The sequence below is a fragment of the Natronomonas sp. genome (assembly GCF_046483325.1).
In the GTDB taxonomy this organism is placed as follows: Archaea; Halobacteriota; Halobacteria; order Halobacteriales; family Haloarculaceae; genus Natronomonas.
Genome location: NZ_JAWODL010000038.1, coordinates 84371 through 102533, shown reverse-complemented (window position 1 = coordinate 102533; position 18163 = coordinate 84371). Strand labels below are relative to the sequence as shown.

15 protein-coding genes are annotated in these 18163 nt (G+C 64.2%); 9 read left to right on the top strand and 6 right to left on the bottom strand.

Translation table 11 applies throughout. The features are described 5' to 3' along the window. Nucleotides 1-4 precede the first annotated feature (4 nt). From smc to R6U53_RS10835, 3 genes are all read left to right on the top strand, one after another. Nucleotides 5-3583, top strand: coding sequence for a chromosome segregation protein SMC (gene smc, locus R6U53_RS10845; protein ID WP_410322379.1), 3579 nt, complete (start codon nucleotides 5-7; stop codon nucleotides 3581-3583). Then, nucleotides 3576-4556 (top strand): segregation/condensation protein A, encoded by a 981-nt coding sequence (locus tag R6U53_RS10840; RefSeq protein ID WP_410322378.1) that lies wholly within the window; start codon nucleotides 3576-3578, stop codon nucleotides 4554-4556. The genes smc and R6U53_RS10840 overlap by 8 nt, the downstream gene beginning before the upstream one ends. Before the next feature lie 109 nt (nucleotides 4557-4665). Then, a complete protein-coding gene (locus tag R6U53_RS10835; protein ID WP_410322377.1) occupies nucleotides 4666-4788 on the top strand; it encodes a hypothetical protein in 123 nt (40 codons plus the stop codon). Here R6U53_RS10835 and R6U53_RS10830 read toward each other — a convergent pair. Continuing rightward, on the bottom strand, nucleotides 4785-5477 hold the full coding sequence (locus R6U53_RS10830; RefSeq protein ID WP_410322376.1) for a phosphoribosyltransferase: 693 nt from the start codon (nucleotides 5475-5477) through the stop codon (nucleotides 4785-4787). The two genes, R6U53_RS10835 and R6U53_RS10830, sit on opposite strands and share 4 nt — an antisense overlap. A 105-nt stretch (nucleotides 5478-5582) precedes the next feature. Between R6U53_RS10830 and R6U53_RS10825 the strand changes: the two genes are divergently transcribed. The 5 genes from R6U53_RS10825 to R6U53_RS10805 all read left to right on the top strand — a co-directional run bounded on the left by R6U53_RS10825 (nucleotide 5583) and on the right by R6U53_RS10805 (nucleotide 12150). After that, nucleotides 5583-6485 carry a PhzF family phenazine biosynthesis protein gene (locus R6U53_RS10825; RefSeq protein WP_410322375.1) on the top strand — a complete coding sequence of 301 codons (903 nt, stop codon included), beginning with the start codon at nucleotides 5583-5585 and terminating at the stop codon, nucleotides 6483-6485. 125 nt (nucleotides 6486-6610) lie between these two features. Continuing rightward, nucleotides 6611-8896, top strand: a complete 2286-nt coding sequence (ppsA, locus tag R6U53_RS10820; protein ID WP_410322374.1) for a phosphoenolpyruvate synthase — start codon at nucleotides 6611-6613, stop codon at nucleotides 8894-8896. 200 nt (nucleotides 8897-9096) lie between these two features. Next, complete coding sequence (gene metG / locus R6U53_RS10815; RefSeq protein ID WP_410322373.1) at nucleotides 9097-11214, top strand: methionine--tRNA ligase; 2118 nt, start codon at nucleotides 9097-9099, stop codon at nucleotides 11212-11214. 43 nt (nucleotides 11215-11257) lie between these two features. Next, complete coding sequence (locus R6U53_RS10810; protein ID WP_410322372.1) at nucleotides 11258-11524, top strand: hypothetical protein; 267 nt, start codon at nucleotides 11258-11260, stop codon at nucleotides 11522-11524. 50 nt (nucleotides 11525-11574) lie between these two features. Further along, entirely contained in the window at nucleotides 11575-12150 is a 576-nt protein-coding gene (locus tag R6U53_RS10805) for an NfeD family protein (protein WP_410322371.1), read from the top strand. Here the strand turns inward: R6U53_RS10805 and R6U53_RS10800 are convergent. Continuing rightward, nucleotides 12147-12869, bottom strand: a complete 723-nt coding sequence (locus R6U53_RS10800; protein ID WP_410322370.1) for an SDR family NAD(P)-dependent oxidoreductase — start codon at nucleotides 12867-12869, stop codon at nucleotides 12147-12149. The two genes, R6U53_RS10805 and R6U53_RS10800, sit on opposite strands and share 4 nt — an antisense overlap. 76 nt (nucleotides 12870-12945) lie before the next feature. Here R6U53_RS10800 and R6U53_RS10795 point away from each other — a divergent pair, with 76 nt between their 5' ends. Continuing rightward, nucleotides 12946-13626 carry an SDR family NAD(P)-dependent oxidoreductase gene (locus R6U53_RS10795; protein WP_410322369.1) on the top strand — a complete coding sequence of 227 codons (681 nt, stop codon included), beginning with the start codon at nucleotides 12946-12948 and terminating at the stop codon, nucleotides 13624-13626. 48 nt (nucleotides 13627-13674) lie between these two features. Here R6U53_RS10795 and R6U53_RS10790 read toward each other — a convergent pair whose 3' ends face one another. The 4 genes from R6U53_RS10790 to R6U53_RS10775 form a co-directional block, all read right to left on the bottom strand. Next, nucleotides 13675-14613, bottom strand: a complete 939-nt coding sequence (locus tag R6U53_RS10790; protein WP_410322368.1) for a DUF4382 domain-containing protein — start codon at nucleotides 14611-14613, stop codon at nucleotides 13675-13677. A gap of 176 nt (nucleotides 14614-14789) precedes the next feature. Continuing rightward, nucleotides 14790-16370, bottom strand: coding sequence for a thermosome subunit alpha (thsA, locus tag R6U53_RS10785; protein ID WP_410322442.1), 1581 nt, complete (start codon nucleotides 16368-16370; stop codon nucleotides 14790-14792). Between the two features lie 92 nt (nucleotides 16371-16462). Then, the gene (locus R6U53_RS10780) at nucleotides 16463-17362 is read right to left on the bottom strand and encodes a glycosyltransferase family 2 protein (protein ID WP_410322367.1); all 900 of its coding nucleotides are present in this window, start codon (nucleotides 17360-17362) and stop codon (nucleotides 16463-16465) included. Nucleotides 17363-17410: 48 nt separating this feature from the next. Beyond that, nucleotides 17411-18121, bottom strand: a complete 711-nt coding sequence (locus R6U53_RS10775) for a class I SAM-dependent methyltransferase (RefSeq protein WP_410322366.1) — start codon at nucleotides 18119-18121, stop codon at nucleotides 17411-17413. Nucleotides 18122-18163 lie beyond the last annotated feature (42 nt).

Below are 18163 nucleotides of genomic sequence, written 5' to 3'. Positions count from 1 at the left end.
CCCCATGCACATCAAAGCGCTCGTCCTCGACAACTTCAAGAGCTTCGGCCGCAAGACCCGAATCCCGCTGTACGAGGATTTCACCACGATTAGCGGGCCGAACGGCTCCGGAAAATCGAACATCATCGATTCGGTGCTCTTCGCGCTCGGACTCGCTCGCACGTCGGGTATTCGGGCGGACAAACTGACCGATCTCATCTACAACCCCGGTCACGACGACGAGAGCGGGGAGTTCGGCGGCGAGCGCGAGGCGAGCGTCGAGGTGATTCTCGCCAACGACGACGGGACGTTGGCGCGCGAGCAGGTCGTCTCCGCGGCCGGCTCCGAGAAGGTCGGTGGCATCGACGAGATTTCGATCCGACGGCGCGTCAAACAGACCGACGAGGACACCTACTACTCCTATTATTATCTCAACGGCCGATCGGTGAACCTCTCGGACATCCGCGATCTACTCGCTCAAGCCGGCGTGACGCCGGAGGGGTACAACGTCGTGATGCAAGGTGACGTAACCGAGATCATTACGATGACCTCCGGCTCTCGTCGGGCGATCATCGACGAGATAGCTGGCGTCGCACAGTTCGACGCGAAAAAGGAGGACGCCTTCGGTGAACTCGAAACGGTCCAAGAGCGCGTCGACGAGGCCGAACTTCGCATCGACGAGAAGCGCGAGCGGCTGGAGCGACTGGAGGACGAACGCGAGACTGCCCTCGAGTACAAGGGGCTCAAATCGGAGAAAAAAGAGTACGAGGGGTATCTCAAGGCCGCGGAACTCGAGGAGAAGCGCGCGGAACTCGAGGAGGTCCGCGAGGGGATCGACGACCGGGAGGGGGAACTCGACGAACTGCAACGCGAACTCGACGAACGACAGGGGAGGGTCACAAGACTCGAGGAAGACCTCGCGGACCTCAACGCCGAGATCGAGCGGAAAGGCGAGGACGAACAGCTCGAGATCAAGCGCGAGATCGAGGAGATCAAAGGCGAGATCGCCAGACTCGAAGACCGGATCGACGCCGAAAACGAACGCATCCAGGAGGCCGAAGCCAAGCGCCGGCAGGCGTTCGTCCAGATCGACCGCAAGGGCGAGACCGTCGAGGAACTCGAGGCCGACATTCGAAACCGGAAGGTGGAGAAATCCTCGCTGAAGGCCGACCTTCAGGAAAAGGAGGTCGAACTCGAAGAGGTCGAATCCGAGATCGAGGCGGTCGATTCGGAGTACGAATCCGTTCGCGATGCCCTCGATGAGCGCCGGGAAGCGCTACAGGAACTGAAAGACGAGCGGAACGAACTGCAGCGCAAGCAGGACCGGTTACTCGACGAATCCAGACGGCGAACGAATGAGGAGCGCGAAACGAAAGAGCAGATCGAGGCGGTCGAGGCGAAACTCCCGGAACTCGAGGCCGAACGCTCCGATCTCGAGAACGAACTCGAAAAAGCCGAAGCCAACCGCGGGACGATCACCGAGGTCGTCGAGGACCTCAAGATCGAAAAGCGCGAACTACAGGACGAACTCGAATCCGTCGAGGACGAGATCTCGGCGAAACAACAGGAGTACGCCGAACTCGAAGCGAGGGCCGGCGAGAGCGGCGACACATCCTACGGCCGCGCGGTGACGACCGTTCTGAACGCCGAGATGGACGGCGTCCACGGGACGGTTGGTCAGTTGGGTGGCGTCGCCTCCCAGTACGCGACGGCGTGTGAGACGGCGGCCGGCGGACGGCTGGCGAACGTCGTCGTCGACGACGACGGCGTCGGTCAGCGCTGCATCGAGTACCTCAAATCGAGAAACGCGGGTCGGGCGACGTTCCTTCCGATGACGGAGATGCGCGGTCGATCGCTACCCTCCGCACCTGACGTGCCGGGCGTGGTCGACTTCGCGTACAATCTCATCGACTTCGACGACAGCTACGCCGACGTGTTCTCCTACGTCGTCGGTGACACGCTCGTCGTCGAGGACATGGAGACGGCCCGTGATCTGATGGGCGAGTTCCGTCTCGTCACGCTTGAGGGCGACCTCGTGGAGAAATCCGGCGCGATGACCGGCGGCTCGAGTTCTGGGTCGCGCTACTCGTTCACGAAGAGCGGCAAGGGGCAACTCCAGCGCGTCGCAGAGCGGATCACCCAACTCGACGATAAAAAACAGTCGCTCCGAAGCGAACTGCGCGACGTGGAGTCGCGGCTCGACGACGCCAGGGACCGCCAGACGGACGCGGCCGAGCAGGTCCGCGACATCGAGACGGATCTCGAAGCCATCGACGAAAAGCGCGAGTCAGCCGAGAACCGAATCGAATCGCTCGAAACGGAACTCGCGGAGATCGAAGACGAGCGTGAGTCGGTCGCCGATCGGATGGACTCGATCGAGGCCGATATCGGTGATCTCGACGAACAGATCGGGTCACTCGGGGGCGAAATTGAGGAGCTGGAGGCCGAAATAGCTGACTCAGACATCCCGGAACTGACGGGTCGCGCCGAGGAGATCCGCGGTGAGATCGTCGATCTCGAGGATCGGATCGCCGAACTCGACGGCGACCTCAACGAGTTGGAACTCGAGAAGCGCTACGCCGAGGAGGCCATCGAGGAACTCCACGACGACATCGAGACGGCTCAAAACAAGAAAGCGGCCGCCCAAGAGCGGATCATCGAACTGGAAGACGAGATCGAGGCCGAGCGAGAAACGCTGACGGAAAAGGAGGCCGCCGTCGCCGATCTCGAAGAAGAACTGACCGAACTCAAAGGCGACCGCGAGGAGCTGAAAAACGAACTCGCCGACGCGAAAGCCGCGCGAGACGAACAGAAGGAGGCCGTCTCCCGAGCCACGTCGAAACTCGAAGAGCTTCGGGAGACCGAATCGCGGCTCGAGTGGGAGGTCGACGAACTCGATTCACAGGTCGACGAGTACGACCCCGAGGAGATCCCCGACCACGAGACGGTTGCCTCCGAGATCACACGACTCGAAGCCGAGATGTCCGCGCTCGAGCCAGTCAACATGCTCGCTATCGATGAGTACGACGAGGTCGAAGGTGAACTCGACGACCTCGAATCGAAACGCGAGACGCTGATCGAGGAGGCCGACGAAATCCGGGATCGGATCGACCAGTTCGAGTCACGAAAGCGCGAGACGTTCATGAACGCCTACGAGGGGATCAACGAGGAGTTCGAGGACATCTTCGCGCGGCTGTCGAGCGGGAGCGGCGAACTCGTCCTCGAAGACCTCGAGGATCCCTTCGAGGGTGGATTGACGATGCGAGCACAGCCGGGCGACAAACCCGTTCAGCGCCTCGACGCGATGTCCGGCGGCGAGAAGTCGCTGACTGCGCTGGCGTTCATCTTCGCCATCCAGCGGTACAATCCTGCTCCGTTCTACGCGCTCGACGAGGTCGACGCGTTCCTCGACGCGGCGAACGCGGAGATGGTCGGCGAGATGGTCGAGGAGTTGGCGGACGACGCGCAGTTCGTCGTCGTCTCCCATCGAGCGGCGCTGTTGGAGCGCTCCGAGCGCGCGATCGGGGTGACGATGCAGGACAACAACGTGTCGGCCGTGACGGGGATCGACCTGTCGAGTATGGAGGTGGCTGCTGATGACTAGCGGGGATCGACCGAAGGAAGATCCCCCGAAAACCCTCGCCGATGGTGGGACGGCGGACGAGATCTCGTTGAACATCGCGGGCCACGACGCCGAGGAGAAGCGTCGCGAGGCGGACACGGATTCCGACGACGACAGTATCCTCTCGGAGTTCGACGTTTCGGTCGCGCGCGAGGGCGACAACGACGAGGTCGAACCCGTCGAGTTGCTCGTTCAATTGGCCGACGACGGCGAGATCGATCCGTGGGACATCGACGTGGTGACGGTGACGGACAAGTTCCTCGATCGGCTCGACGAGTCGGATCTGCGGACCGGCGGCCGGGCGCTGTTCTACGCGTCGGTGTTGTTGCGGATGAAAAGCGATGCGATGTGGATCGACGACGAACCGGAGGAGCCCGAGTTCGAGCCCGAACCGTGGGATCTCGCCCCCGGTGAGGAGCCGCCCGAGGGGTTCGAGCCGGATCCCTTCGATCGTCTCGAGTTGGAGATGGATCGACGGATCGAGCGAAAGCGCGCTCGCGGGATGCCCGAGACGCTCGACGAACTGGTTCGGGACCTCCGCGAGCACGAGCGCGACACGTGGTGGAAGTCCTCGCGGAGCTACGACACCTCCGAGTCGCCGTCGGGGTACAGCCGTGGGACGCGGACGCTCGATTACCACACTGGCGACGACTTCCGGTTGGACGACGAGCCGACCGCCGAGGAGGTGACCGGCCAAACCCACGACGAGCACATGGAAGACATCATCAACGATGTCTATAGGGCGCTTCGGACACACTACGACCGGGGACGAGAAGAGGTGCTGTTCGCCGAAATTCGGGCCGCGGGCGGCAGCGTCGTCAACACGTTCCTCGGGCTACTGTTTTTGGCGAATCGCGGGCAGATTCGACTCCAGCAGGACGAACTCTTCGGTGACCTCTGGGTTCGAGATCCGGCTGCGATGGCGATCGAGGAGCCGGCGTCGGCCGACGACTGATTCTCCCCGGCGTAAATTTTCCGCGCGCCGATCCGTCGATTTTTCGCCCGGTGTCCGGATATATTCCATCAATAGTATATACTGATTAATACATATGATACGATGTATCATGACACCACGAAAGTTCCAAGAACGGCCGGCGGAAATCCAGGGACGCGGCGATCCCGACGACGTGATCAACGCGTTGTCATACGGCCGCGAAGACGCACGAACGCGCGAACAGCGACGTTAGTCGGCGAGCCGCCACCCACCGTCTCCCCGCACTGCGACCCCGCGACGCTCCATCTCCGCGAGCACCTCGTCGAGTCGGCCGGGCTGCGCGACCTCCATCTCGATGCGTTCGAGGTCGTGGTACGCGGACAGATAGTGACGGACGTCCTCTTGGGTGAACGTCTCGGCGTCGGCTTTCGTCATCACGCCGCTCGTCAGGTCGATCATGTCCTCGATGAAGTTCCACGGATAGACGACCCATGTCCACGTGTCGAGGCGCTCGCCGACGAATTCCGGTTCGAACTCGCTGGTCTGCAACAGCTGTAGCGTCGCGGTTCGGACCGAGGCGGCGTTCCGTTCGGTGACGTACTCGTGGGCGCGCCGGATCGAACCGCCGGTGTCGGCGATGTCGTCGATGACGAGCACGTCCTTGTCCTCGACGCTACCCTCCGGCATCGGGTATCGAACCTGTGGCTCGCTGGCTTTGACGCCCGTCCCGACGTAGTGTTCCATCTTCAGACTCGTCAGGTCGTCGAGCCCGAGAAAGTCGCAGATACACCGCCCGGCGAACCAGCCGCCGCGCGCCAAGGCGACGACGACGTCGGGGTCGAACTCGACCGTTTTGATGTCGTCGGCCACCTCGCGACAGAGCCCGTAGATGTACTCCCAGTTGGTGACGGTGCAGTTGAACTCGTCCGGGAGGTCGCTCATACCCCCTGTGATCGCGGTCGGACCTAATAGTTGCCGACCTCTCCGACCGGCGTCTCGACGGAGTTCGGTGGGTGGCTTTTTACTCGTTCGATTTGACTCCCTACCATGGACACCCGACGCGCCTTTCTCGTCGACGCGTTCGCGACCGATCCGCTCTCGGGCAATCCGGCCGGCCTCGTCCCCGATGCAGAGGGGCTCTCGACGGAGGTGATGGCCGCGATCGCCCGCGAGTTGCACGCCTCGGAGACGGCGTTTCTCACCCCGAGCGATTCGGGTGGACGTCGGATCCGGTACTTCACGCCGGCCGGCGAAATCGACCTCTGCGGACACGCCACCGTCGCCGCGGTCGCGTGGCTGGCCGAGGAGGGACGGATCGGAGAGGGTACACACACCTTCGAGACCAACGTCGGTCCGCTCGAAACCGAACTCGACGACGAGACGGTCTGGCTGGACGGTGAGGTCGCAGAGGTGACCCGCACCGATCTCGGCTACGATCGAATCGCGTCGGCGCTCGGGGCGGATCCGGCAACTCTCACGGATATCGGCGCGGATCTGCCGTTGGCGGTCGCCTCTACGGGGCTCAAATATCTCGTCGTCCCGATGAACTTCCTGCAGGCACTTTCCGGCTTGGAACCGGACCTGAAGGCGATCGACGATCTGAGCGCTGAACTAGACGTGACTGGCGTCTACGCGTTCACGTTCGACACGCTCGACGGTGATTCGACGCTGCACGCGCGGATGTTCGCTCCGCGCGTCGGTATCGAAGAGGACCCCGTCACCGGGACCGCGTCCGGGGCTGTCGCGGCCTATCTCCGCGAGTTCGGCGCGTTCGACGGCGAGTTCCCCGACGAGATGGCGTTCGAACAGGGCCACTTCGTCGACAGGCCGGGGCGGATACGCGTTCGAGGCCGGACCGACCCGATCGCCGTCGGGGGTCAAGCGGTGACGGCGCTCCATGGAAGGATCGCGGTCCCGGCGTTCGAAGACGACGAGATCATCGAAGTGTGAGCGATCGGGGCGATTTCGGTTTCTTTCTTCGTCTTCTCGTGCGGCCGTTGGGAGTGCTTCGCGGCCCACAGCGCCCCGAGCGACGAACGAATGGTCTAAGTTGGGGGCCTTTGAATCGTCACACAATGACAGCAGACGGGACAGACAGTCTCGATACACCCGTACTCTGGTTGGACGAAATCAGGTCCGGTGACATCGGATCGGTCGGCGGAAAGGGGGCCTCCCTCGGGGAGATGACCGCCGCGGGACTGCCCGTCCCGCCGGGTTTCGTCGTGACCGCGGGGACATATCGCGCGTTCATCGAGGAGACCGGGATCGACGAGGAACTGTTCGACGCCGTCGGGATCGACTCGGACGACTCCGAGGCGCTCTCGGCAGCCGAGGCGAAAGCGAAGGAACTCGTCCTCGAAACGGAGATCCCCGAGGACGTTCGCGAGGACATCCTCGCGGCCTACGACGACCTCGACGACGGCAAGGCGTTCGTCGCGGTTCGATCCTCGGCGACGGCCGAGGATCTACCCACTGCCTCCTTTGCGGGCCAACAGGAGACGTTCCTCAACATCACCCGCGAGGACCTCATAGAGCGAATCAAACAGTGCTGGGCGTCGCTTTTCACCCAACGCGCGATCTACTACCGGAACGAGCAGGGCTTCGCTCACGACGTGGTCGATATCGCCGTCGTCGTCCAGCGGATGGTCGAAGCCGACAAGTCGGGCGTCATGTTCACCTCACACCCCTCGACCGGCGAGCCGAAGATCATCATCGAGGCCGCGTGGGGTCTCGGTGAGGCGGTCGTCTCCGGTGCGGTGTCGCCGGACAACTACGTCATCGACCGCGAAACCGGTGAAACGGTCGAAGCGACCGTCGCCGACAAGAAGCTCATGATGCTCAAAGACGAGGAGACGGGTAAAACCGTCGAACGTGCGGTTCCCGACGACAAACGGAACGCCCGTGTTCTCACCGACGACGAACTCGCAAAACTCGTCGAGTTGGGCGAACACGCGGAGAACCACTACGACGAACCGCAGGACGTCGAGTGGGCCATCGTCGGCGACGAGGTGTTCATGCTCCAATCCCGCCCGATCACGACGATCTCCGAGGATTCGGCGACCGAGGCGGCTGCCGACGGGCAAGGCGGCGGAAACGTGATCCTGAAGGGACTCGGTGCTTCCCCGGGAGTCGCCTCCGGCCCCGTCCGGATCGTCAGAAAGCTCGATCAACTCGACAAGGTCGGCGAGGGCGACATCATCGTCACCGAGATGACGACGCCCGACATGGTTCCGGCGATGAAGCGCGCGAGCGGCATCATCACCGACGAAGGTGGGATGACGAGCCACGCCGCGATCGTTGCCCGCGAACTCGGCGCACCCGCGGTCGTCGGTGCCGGCACCGCGACTGAACTGCTCGAGGACGGACAGATGGTTACCATCGACGGCGATAAGGGAAGCGTCACCGAGGGCGCGGTCGAGCCCGACGAACAGACGGATTCGGTCGAGGACGTACGCCCGCAAAACCCGGTCAAACCGATGACCGCGACCGAAGTGAAGGTGAACGTCTCCATCCCGGAGGCCGCCGAACGCGCCGCCGCGACCGGAGCGGACGGCGTCGGCTTGCTCCGGATGGAGCACATGATCCTCTCGACGAACAAGACCCCCGAACGGTACATCGAGGACCACGGCGAGGACGCGTACGTCGAGGAGATCGTCGAGGGCGTTCGCGGCGTCGCCGACGAGTTCTACCCCCGCCCCGTTCGCGTTCGGACGCTCGACGCACCGACCGACGAGTTCCGACAGATGGAGGGCGGCGAGAACGAACCGCACGAACACAACCCGATGCTCGGCTACCGCGGCATCCGCCGCAGCCTCGATCGCCCCGCGCTGTTCGAACACGAACTCGAGGCGTTCCGCCGGCTCTTCGAGATGGGTTACGATAACGTCGAGATCATGTTCCCACTGGTCAACGACGCCGAGGACGTGATCCGAGCGCGAAACCTGATGGAAGCCAGCGGCATCGACCCCGAACGGCGAACGTGGGGTGTCATGATCGAGACGCCCGCGGCGGCGTTGACCGTCGAGGAGATGGCTGATGCCGGCATCGACTTCGCCTCCTTCGGTACCAACGACCTCACACAGTACACCCTCGCGGTCGATCGGAACAACGAGCACGTGGCGGACCGATTCGACGAACTGCACCCGGCCGTCCTTCGGCTCATCGGGGACACGATCGAGATCTGCCGCGAGCACGACGTCGCGACGAGCATCTGTGGGCAGGCTGGGTCCAAGCCCGACATGGTTCGATTCCTCGTCACGAAGGGCGTCTCCTCCATCTCCGCGAACATCGATGCGGTCCGTGACGTCCAACACGAAGTCAAGCGCAAAGAGCAGAAGCTGCTGCTCGATTCGGTCCGCTGAACGACCGGAGACACGACGACAGACACGATCGTCCACAAACGGGCATGCAGCGGGCCGGGCCACAGGTAGTTCTCCCGCACGCTGTCGCCGATGTGTACCGTCTCGCATCCGATGGCTCGCGGGGCGGCCGATCGGTTCGCGGACTGACCAGCCGACGCGAGAACGGGAGTGTTTTACCGCCCTGGCTCCGGATACCGTGTATGCACGAGGAGTTCCCGACGGATTCCCCAGCGGTGGTCACCTGCGGGTTGCCCTACGCCAACGGCGACCTCCACGTCGGCCACCTGCGGACGTATGTCAGCGGCGACGCCTACTCGCGGGCGCTCGACCGGCTCGGCCAATCGGTCGCGTTCGTCTGCGGATCGGACATGCACGGGACGCCGATCGCCGTCAACGCCTCCGAGGCGGGCGTCGATCCCGAGACGTTCGCGCTCGAATACCACGAACAGTACGAGGCGACGTTCCCGAAGTTCAACGTCGAGTTCGACAACTACGGTCACACCCACGACGAGACGAACACGGAGACGACTCAGTCGTTCGTCCGCTCGTGGATCGACGGCGACCACGTCTTCGAAAAGGAGATCGAGGTCGCGTGGGACGCCGAGACCGATCAGCCGCTCCCGGATCGATTCGTCGAAGGGACGTGTCCGTACTGTGGTGAACTCGCCCGCGGCGACGAGTGCGACGAGGGGTGTCAACGTCACCTCGAACCCGGCGAGATCGAGGATCCGGTCTCGACGATCACCGGCAACCCCGCGGAGTACCGGACCCGACCGCACAAGTTCCTCCGTCTGGCCGATTTCCAGGAGTACTTACAGGGTTTCATCGACCGGCTCGAAGGCACGGACAACGCGAAGAATCAGCCGCGGGAGTGGATCGAAGGCGAACTGAACGATCTGTGTATCACTCGCGACATGGACTGGGGGATCGATTATCCGGGTGATGGCGAGGACGAACTCGTCCTCTACGTGTGGGTCGACGCGCCTATCGAGTACGTCTCCTCGACGAAACAGTACACCGAACGTGTCGGTGCTGACGAGTTCGACTGGGAAGCCGTCTGGAGGAACCACGGCACCGACTCGGAGCCGGATGGTGGCGAGATCGTCCACATCATCGGGCACGATATCATCCAGCACCACACCGTGTTTTGGCCCGCGATGTTACGCGGTGCGGACTTCAACGAACCGCGTGCGGTGATGGCCTGCGGGTTCGTCAACCTCGCCGGCAAAGCGTTCTCGACGTCCCGAAACCGGGCGGTCTGGGCCGACGACTACGTGGAGTCGGGCTTTCACCCCGACCTGTATCGATACCATATCATCACCGGCAGCGAGTTCACGGCCGATGTCGACTTCTCGTGGGACGGACTTCAACAGCGGGTCAACAACGAGTTGGTCGGCACGCTCGGAAACTTCCTGTACCGGTCACTGCTCTTCGCGGAGCGAAACTACGACGGCACGCCCGACGCCGACGTGAGCGAGGAGGTCGAAGCCCGGATCGAAGAGGCGATCGAGGAGTTCCGCGAGGCAGCCAATGCCTACCGCGTTCGCGGTCTCGGACGCGCGCCGGTCGAGCTCGCGAAGTTCGGCAACGAGTACATCCAGCGCCACGAACCCTGGAAGCTCACTGACGACGAGCCCGAAACGGCCGCACGGGTCATCCGCGATTGCGTCCAGCTCTCGAAGGCGATCGCCGTCTTGATGGAGCCGGTGTTGCCCGGCAAGGCGACCGAACTGTGGGCACAACTCGGCGAAGCGGGTGACGTGGCCGCCGTCGACCTCGACGAAGCGCTCTCGGCCCCCCCCGCCGTGTTCGACGCCCCCGAGGAACTCTTCGAGAAGATCGAGGACGACCGCGTCGAGGAACTCAACGAGCAACTCGAGGCGCGCGTCGAGGCGGCGACGGCCGACGATGCCGAAGAGGCAGACGCAAAAGAGGCAGACGCAGAAGCCAGCGACGACCGCGACGACACGGCGACCGCCGATCTCGAGCCGATCGACGACGACCGAGTGAGCTTCGAGGCGTTCTCGGAACTCGATCTCCGCGTCGGCGAGATCGTGAGCGCCGAACCGATCGAAGGGGCTGACAAACTCGCGAGGCTCGAAGTCGACATCGGGCTCGAAACGCGGCAGATCGTCGCCGGAATCAAGCAACTACACGACCTCGACGAACTGCCGGGAACCCGGATCGTCGTCGTCGCGAACCTCGAAAAGGGCGAACTGTTCGGCGTCGAGTCCGACGGCATGCTGCTCGCCGCGGGCGAGGAAGCCGATCTGTTGACCACACACGGCGACGCGGTCCCCGGGACGAAAGTGCGTTGACCTGCGCCGATACGCCTTTCCGATCGCCGCCGGTAGCCCGATCATGAGCCGGGATCACGACGAGACGGGCGGCGGATCGGACGATGCGGCCGGTGTCACGACCGATAGCGACGGAGAGCCGGACGACGAGTGGCAATTCTCCCTCGAGGATCTCGAGGCGCGCGAGACGGAGGCCGAGGCGGCGGCCGAAGCCGAACGTCGACGCACGGCACCGGTCGAACCCGGTACACCCTCCATCGAGAACACCGCCTTCGTGCTGCTCGGCGTCGTACTCGCCCTCTTTATCATCTCCCGGCTGTTCGTCGGCTAGCGGGCCATTCGCGTCCGAAGCGTTAACCACCGCGAAACCCTATCTACGGTATGGCTGAACTGTTCGGGATGTCCCTGCCGTTCTTTTTGATTCTCGTCGGGGCGGCCCTGATGGTCATGGAGGCGTTCGCCCCCGGCGCACACTTCATCGTCGTCGGGATCGCACTGCTCGCGGCCGGGCTCGTCGGCTTACTGTTGGGCGGCATCCTTCCGGCGGCGGCGCTGCCGCTCGTGTTGGCGGCGATCGTTCTCGTCGCCGGTGGGGCGGCGCTGTACGGCTATCGGCAGTTCGACTTCTACGGCGGCAAAGGAACGGGGCAGACGAGCGACTCGAAATCGCTCCGGGGCAAGACCGGCCGCGTCACCCAGCGCGTCACGAAAGGCGACGGTGAAGTGAAACTCGAGAGCGGCGGTTTCAATCCGTACTATCAGGCCCGGGCGCTCGACGGCGACATCCCCGAGGGGGAGGAAGTGATGGTGGTCGATCCCGGTGGCGGGAACGTGTTGACAGTCGAATCGCTCTCGGCGTTCGAAGACGACATCGACCGGGAACTCGCCTCGGATCGAGTCAACCGGGAGCACGAAAACGGCGATCGCGATCGGGAAAACGAGAGCGAACCGGTCTAACCCAGCCGCGATTCCCACTCGTCGGCGGGCATCGATTCGGCCGTCACACCGTTGGAATCCTGTTCTAACAGCAACACAGCGGCCTCGTCCATCACGTCGGCGTCGAGGATCGTCTCGTACTCCGCGACGTCTAGATGGTCCCAAAACCCCGTCTTGGCGCGCCCGCCGGGATCGAGGCAGTTAACGTTGATCTCCGGTTCGAGCTCGTACGCGAGCGTCTTCGAGAACCCTTCGAGCGCCCACTTCGAGGCGACGTATGGTCCCCAGCCGGCCGACCCGCGACGACCGAGCCCCGAGGATATGTTGACGACGTTGCCCGCGTCCATGGTGCGGGCGGCGTGTTTCACACAGAGGAAGGCTCCGGTGACGTTCACGTCCAAGATCTTCCGCCAGTCGTCGGCGCCGATCTCCGTGACGCTTCGGAGCTCGTCGTAGAGGCTCAACATCCCGATCGCCGCGTTGTTGACGAGCCCCGTCAGTTCGTCGTACCCCTCGACCGTTCGCTCGACGAGCGCTTCAACGGCCGCTTCGTCGGTCACGTCGGCGGGGACGACGAGCGTTTCGCCGTCCGCAGCGTTCGCGACGGCCTCCAGTTCATCGCGGCTGCGAGCAGTCAAAACGGTGTTCGCACCCTCCCGCGCGAACCGTTTCGCCATCGCCGCGCCCAGCCCGCGGCTCGCGCCGGTCACGATCACCGTCTCGTCGTCGAGTCGTCCCATGCGTACCCGGTCGCGTGGACCGTTGAAAAATCCGAGGGACGACACGGTTTTGACCGCGGCGGCCGTCGGCGCGGCCATGACACGAACCGCAGTCATCGCCGGCGTCGGACCGGGCCTCGGCGAATCGATCGCGCGGCGGTTTTGCGAGGAAGGCTGTACCGTCGGGCTCTTCGCCCGCTCGGCCGAGTACATCGACGCGCTCTCGACCGAACTCGGTGACGACGCCCTCGCGGTGTCGACGGACGTCACGGACCCGGCCGCGGTCGAGGCCGGTTTCGAGACGGTTCGGGCCGAATTCGGGCCGGTTGACGTGTTGGTCAACAACGCCAGCGGCGGCGCGTGGCGAGGCGTCCGCGATATCTCGCCCGAGGCCTTCGAGGAGGCGTTAGACGTGTCCGCGTACGGCGGCCTGCTGTGTTCGCAGACCGCGCTTCCCGACATGCTCGACGGCGACGGCGGAACGATCGTCTTCACCGGCGCGACCTCCGCGATCCGTGGCCGTGACGGTGCGATCGGCTTCAGCGCCGCGAAGTTCGCCGCCCGCGGCATGGCCGAGTCGATGGCTCGCGAGCTCGGTCCCGAAGGGATCCACGTCGCCCACGTCGTCATCGACGGAGGGATTCGGTCGTCAGAAAGCGACGACGAGAAACTGCTCGATCCGGACGCGATCGCCGATTCGTACTGGCACCTCGTCACCCAGGATCGGTCGTCGTGGACGCTGGAACTCGACCTCCGGCCGCACGTCGAGTCTTTTTAAGTGGGAATCGCGTCCGCCGGCCCCCTCTATTTGTGGTCGGCGACGGCGCTACGACCCGTCGCCGCCGGCTTCGTCCGCCCCGGCGTCCTCCGGCGGACCACCGTCCGCGTCGTCGGTCTCGTTCGTCTCCTCCTCGTCCGTTTCCTCGGGGTCGGTCTCCGTCCCGCTGTCGTCGGCTTCCTCGTCGCCGTACAACACCTGCGTTCCGCTCGCGACTGGTCGGATCAGGTACGTTCCGTTCCCGCGCTTGAACGGGGCGAAGTCGGCTATGAATCGGGTCGTCTCCTCGGTGCGGATACCGAAGGCCTGTTTGAACTGCAGGGGAGCGTTACCGGGCGTTTCGACGCTCGCCTCGCCGCCTTCCACGAGGACGCCGCCCGTCTCGGCGACGTTCAACTGGAGGAACTGGTACTCGCCGACTTCGAGTTCCGTCTCGTCGACGAGTTGGGTGTCATCGCCCTGTAACTGAACGAGATCTGCCTCCTGCGGTTCGTCGAACTCGATGTAGTAGCGCCCGGTGTTTCCGCCGTCTTCGTCTTCGCTCCCGTCACCGCCCTCCTCGCCGCCTTCTTCTCCATCGCCTCCGTTTTCACCGCCGCTATCATCGCCGTTTTCCCCACGCACTGTCGGCGTCGGCGTCGTCCCTTCCCCACCACCGCTTTCGGTTTCCGTGGGCGTTGGGCCGTCGTCGGCCCCGCTCTCGTCACCGTCCTCGTCGCCCTCGCCATCCGATCCCTTCGGTTTGACCCAGATACCCTCGATCGTCACGACGAGCGACTCGAAATCGGCGATGTCGTTCGGTTGATCCGTGACGCTGGTCGAGAGGACACCGTACTCGGTTCCCGCACCGCCGTTCCCTCCGCCGTCGTCGTCGGTGTCACCGCCATTATCGCCGCTTTCGGTGTCCCCGTTTCCGCCGGTACAGCCGGCGATCGCACCCGTCGCCACGACCGCACCGACGCCTTCGATGTACGTTCGACGATCCATACTGAATGAAATTGATCTGATAATATATTCTTTCTGGCCGAAGCAGGCCGGCCGTGGGATTAGTTTACAGCACTCTCGAACAATTCCGTATTTAAACATATCGACCGATGTGAACGCTACTGGCTCACCGGTCGAGTCACCGTGTCGAAAAATCGATGATGTGGCTGAAACGCCGTCTATTCCGCGGAGATGACGTCGTCGATGCGGGCGATCATCGTCGCCGCCTCGGTGGCGGACTCGATCGCTTCGCGCTTGACCGCGGCGGGGTCGAGGATACCGTACTCGACGGGATCGCCGACGCTGCCGGATTGGCCCTGACTGATGAGGCCGGCGCGTCCCTCGGCGTCGTGGACCGAGCGGAGTTCGACCAGCGCGTCGATGGGGTCCATGCCGGTGTTCTCCGCCAGCGTTCGCGGCAGCACGTCGATAGCGTCGGCGTACGCCTCGATGGCGAGCTGTTTGCGGCCCTGAACGCTCGCGACGCTCGTGCGGATGTGATCCGAGATAGCGATCTCGGTCGCGCCGGCGCCGGGAACGACGCCGCCGGCGTCGAGCGATGCCGTGACGACGTCCAGTGCGTCTTCGAGCGCGCGCTCGAGCTCGTCGGCGACGTGCTCGGTGCCGCCGCGGGCGAAGACGGTGACGGTTTCGGCGGCCGCGCCGCCCTCGATGAACGCCAGATCGTCGTCACCGAAGGACTCGACGCGGACGACTTCGGCGCGTCCGAGATCGTCCTCGCCGAAGTCGTTCAGCGTGCCGACCGTCTGCGCACCGGTGGCGCGGGCGATCGCGCTCGCCTCGTCGTCGTCGACGGAGTCGAACGCGAGCACGCCGTCCTTCGCGAGATACGAGGCGACGAGATCGTCGACGTCCCCCGTGACGAACGCGACGTCCACACCGGTCTCGGTGAGGGCCTCCGCGTAGCCGCGGAGTTCGGTCTCCTCGGCCTCGATCGCGGCGTTGAGCTGATCGACGTTGGTGATGTCGTACTCGGCGTCGATCTCGGCCTCACGGACTTCGAGATCGACGTCGAGGACGGCGACCGAGGCGTCCTCGACGCGCGTCGGCATGTCGTCGTGAAGCGGCTCCTCCTCGCTGATGACGCCCTGGACGAGCTCCGTCGCCGACGCCCCCGCGCCCGTCTGAGTTCGAATCGTGATGGCGTCGCGGTCGACGCCCTCGTCGCTTCTGACCTGCTGGACCGCGGCGACGATCGTCTCCGCCAGCGCGGCGGCGTCGATGTCACCGGTCCCTTTGCCGGTCATCGACGACTCGGCGACGGAGGCGAGCACCTCGTCGTCGAGTTCGTCCGTCAGGGTGACCTCCTCGATCGCTTCGAGGGCGAGGCGGGCGGCCTCTCGATACCCCTCGACGATCGTCGTCGGGTGGATGTCGTCCTCGATGAGATCCTCGGCCTGAGCGAGCAGCTGGCCGGCGAGCACGGAGGCGGTCGTCGTCCCGTCGCCGACCTCCTCCTCTTGGGTCTCGGCGACCTCGACGATCATCTGCGCCGCCGGGTGCTCGATGTCCATCTTCTGGAGGATGGTCGCACCGTCGTTCGTGATGACGACGTCGCCCGAGTCGGAGACGAGCATTTTGTCCATCCCTCGGGGGCCGAGTGTCGTCCGTACGGATTCGGCGACCGCTTTACCGGCGGTGATGTTCGACGATTGGGCGTCCTTACCGCGGGTACGCTGTGTGTCCTCGCTGAGAATGAAAAGCGGCTGTCCGCGCCGCTGGCGCATCTGTTGCGACATGTTCATCTACTATGTCGTCAGCGGTTCTATATAAATATTTCGTAACTGCCGAGCGCAGCGGTACGCTCGATGGGCGTCCCCTCCGCGGGTTTTCATCGCCGGTCGTGGACCGCGACGGCCCGATCCGCTCGCGAGGAGACGCCTCTCGAATTTCGTCCAGCGCTCCTGTCGGCGTATCGAGCCCACAGCCCATCGGCGTAGCCGCGGCCGCTGCCGAGGACCACGTCCCGGCCGTTTCCAAACCACGCCGTCGGTTTCGCATCACCGCGCGCAACGTCCCTGAATCCGCCACCCGCGTCCGCGATGGCGTGTCTGAGCGTCCGGAGGAAGACGGTCGGATGGATCCCGTAGTTTTTCGCCAATCGGTATGAGAGGGATCGATAGCGTGCCCGCCAGTCGCGCTCCGCTGTCCCGCCGTCGGTTGCCGCCTCCCTCGAGACGCACATCTCCGTCGACCACGCGACTTCGTATCCGAGTCCGGCGATCCGGTGTGCCGCGTCGCGCGCCCCGCCGACGTCGAGGTACTCGTCGAACCCATCGAGTTCCGTCGCGAGTTCGGCCGAAAACGCGACGTTTCCGCCGCTGAAGTAGGTCACCGTCCGCCCGCGTATCCGCCTGGACTCGACGGTGTCGGTCGCCACGCCGGTATCGAGTCGCTCGTGTGTCGGCCCGGTGACGGCCTCAGCCTCGGCCAACGACGTCGTGACCGCTTCTAACCAGCCCGGTTCGACGGTCATAGTCGGCGAGACGAACGCGACGGCGTCGCCGCGGATTCGATCCACTCCGGCGTTTCGAGAGACGTTGACGTTCCGCTCGTCGATCTCGACGAGCACGTCGACGTCCTCACGCTCCCGAACCATTCCGCTCGTTCCGTCGGTAGAGGGTCCGTTGACCACGACGACCTCGTGGGGATCCTCGACCGCGAGCGAGTCGAGACACCCCTGTAAATCCTCGCGGTCGTTCAACGTCGGGACCACCACCGAGACGTTCATACCCGAGATAGCGTGGCCGATCAACAAAAGTACCGTGCCTGCAGTCCGCTAGTCCCGAACTCGGGTGTCCCAGTAGGAGACTGAGGCCAGCCGATCGCCGATCGGCGTCCGTCCGAGCGTCGTGTCCGCCGTGCGGAACGGACGGGCGATCCAGCCCGGAAGCGCCCGGTAGAACCCGTACGGGAGCACGAAATCGTGGGCCGCGTCGGCCAATTCGAGGCCCGCACCGACGATCAACTCCCGCGCTTCCCGCCCCGAGTAGAGCCGCGAACCCATCGGAAGCGCCCAGTTGTATATCGAGCGCGCGGAGTATCGGTTGAACGTATCGAAGAACACCTGTGATTTCGAGACGCGACGCATCTCCCGCATGAACCCCTCGGGATCTGGCGCGAGGTGGAAAAACCGCATCGCGAAGACGGCATCGAAGTGGTTATCGGGAAACGGTAGTCTGCCGGCATCGCCTTGCATAAACGATAACGTCTCGCTGACGCCGGCAGCACGCGCTTTTTCGCGGCCCTGGTCGAGCATTGCCTCGGAGATATCCATCCCGACGATGTTCGCCCCGCGGTCGGCCAACATGACGGTAAATCGGCCGGTTCCACAGGCGACCTCGAGGATACGCTTGTCCTCGATCGGTGCGAGGGCGTCGAGGACGGCCTCTTTCTCGCGGCGATCGATGAAGCGTCCACCGCCGGAGAACCGTTTGTCGTCGTATGCCTCCGCGACGTCATGCTCTTGATACCACTCCTGTCCCTTCACGCTATGCAAATCGACCTTCCCAGGGCATAAAAGGATGCTGGA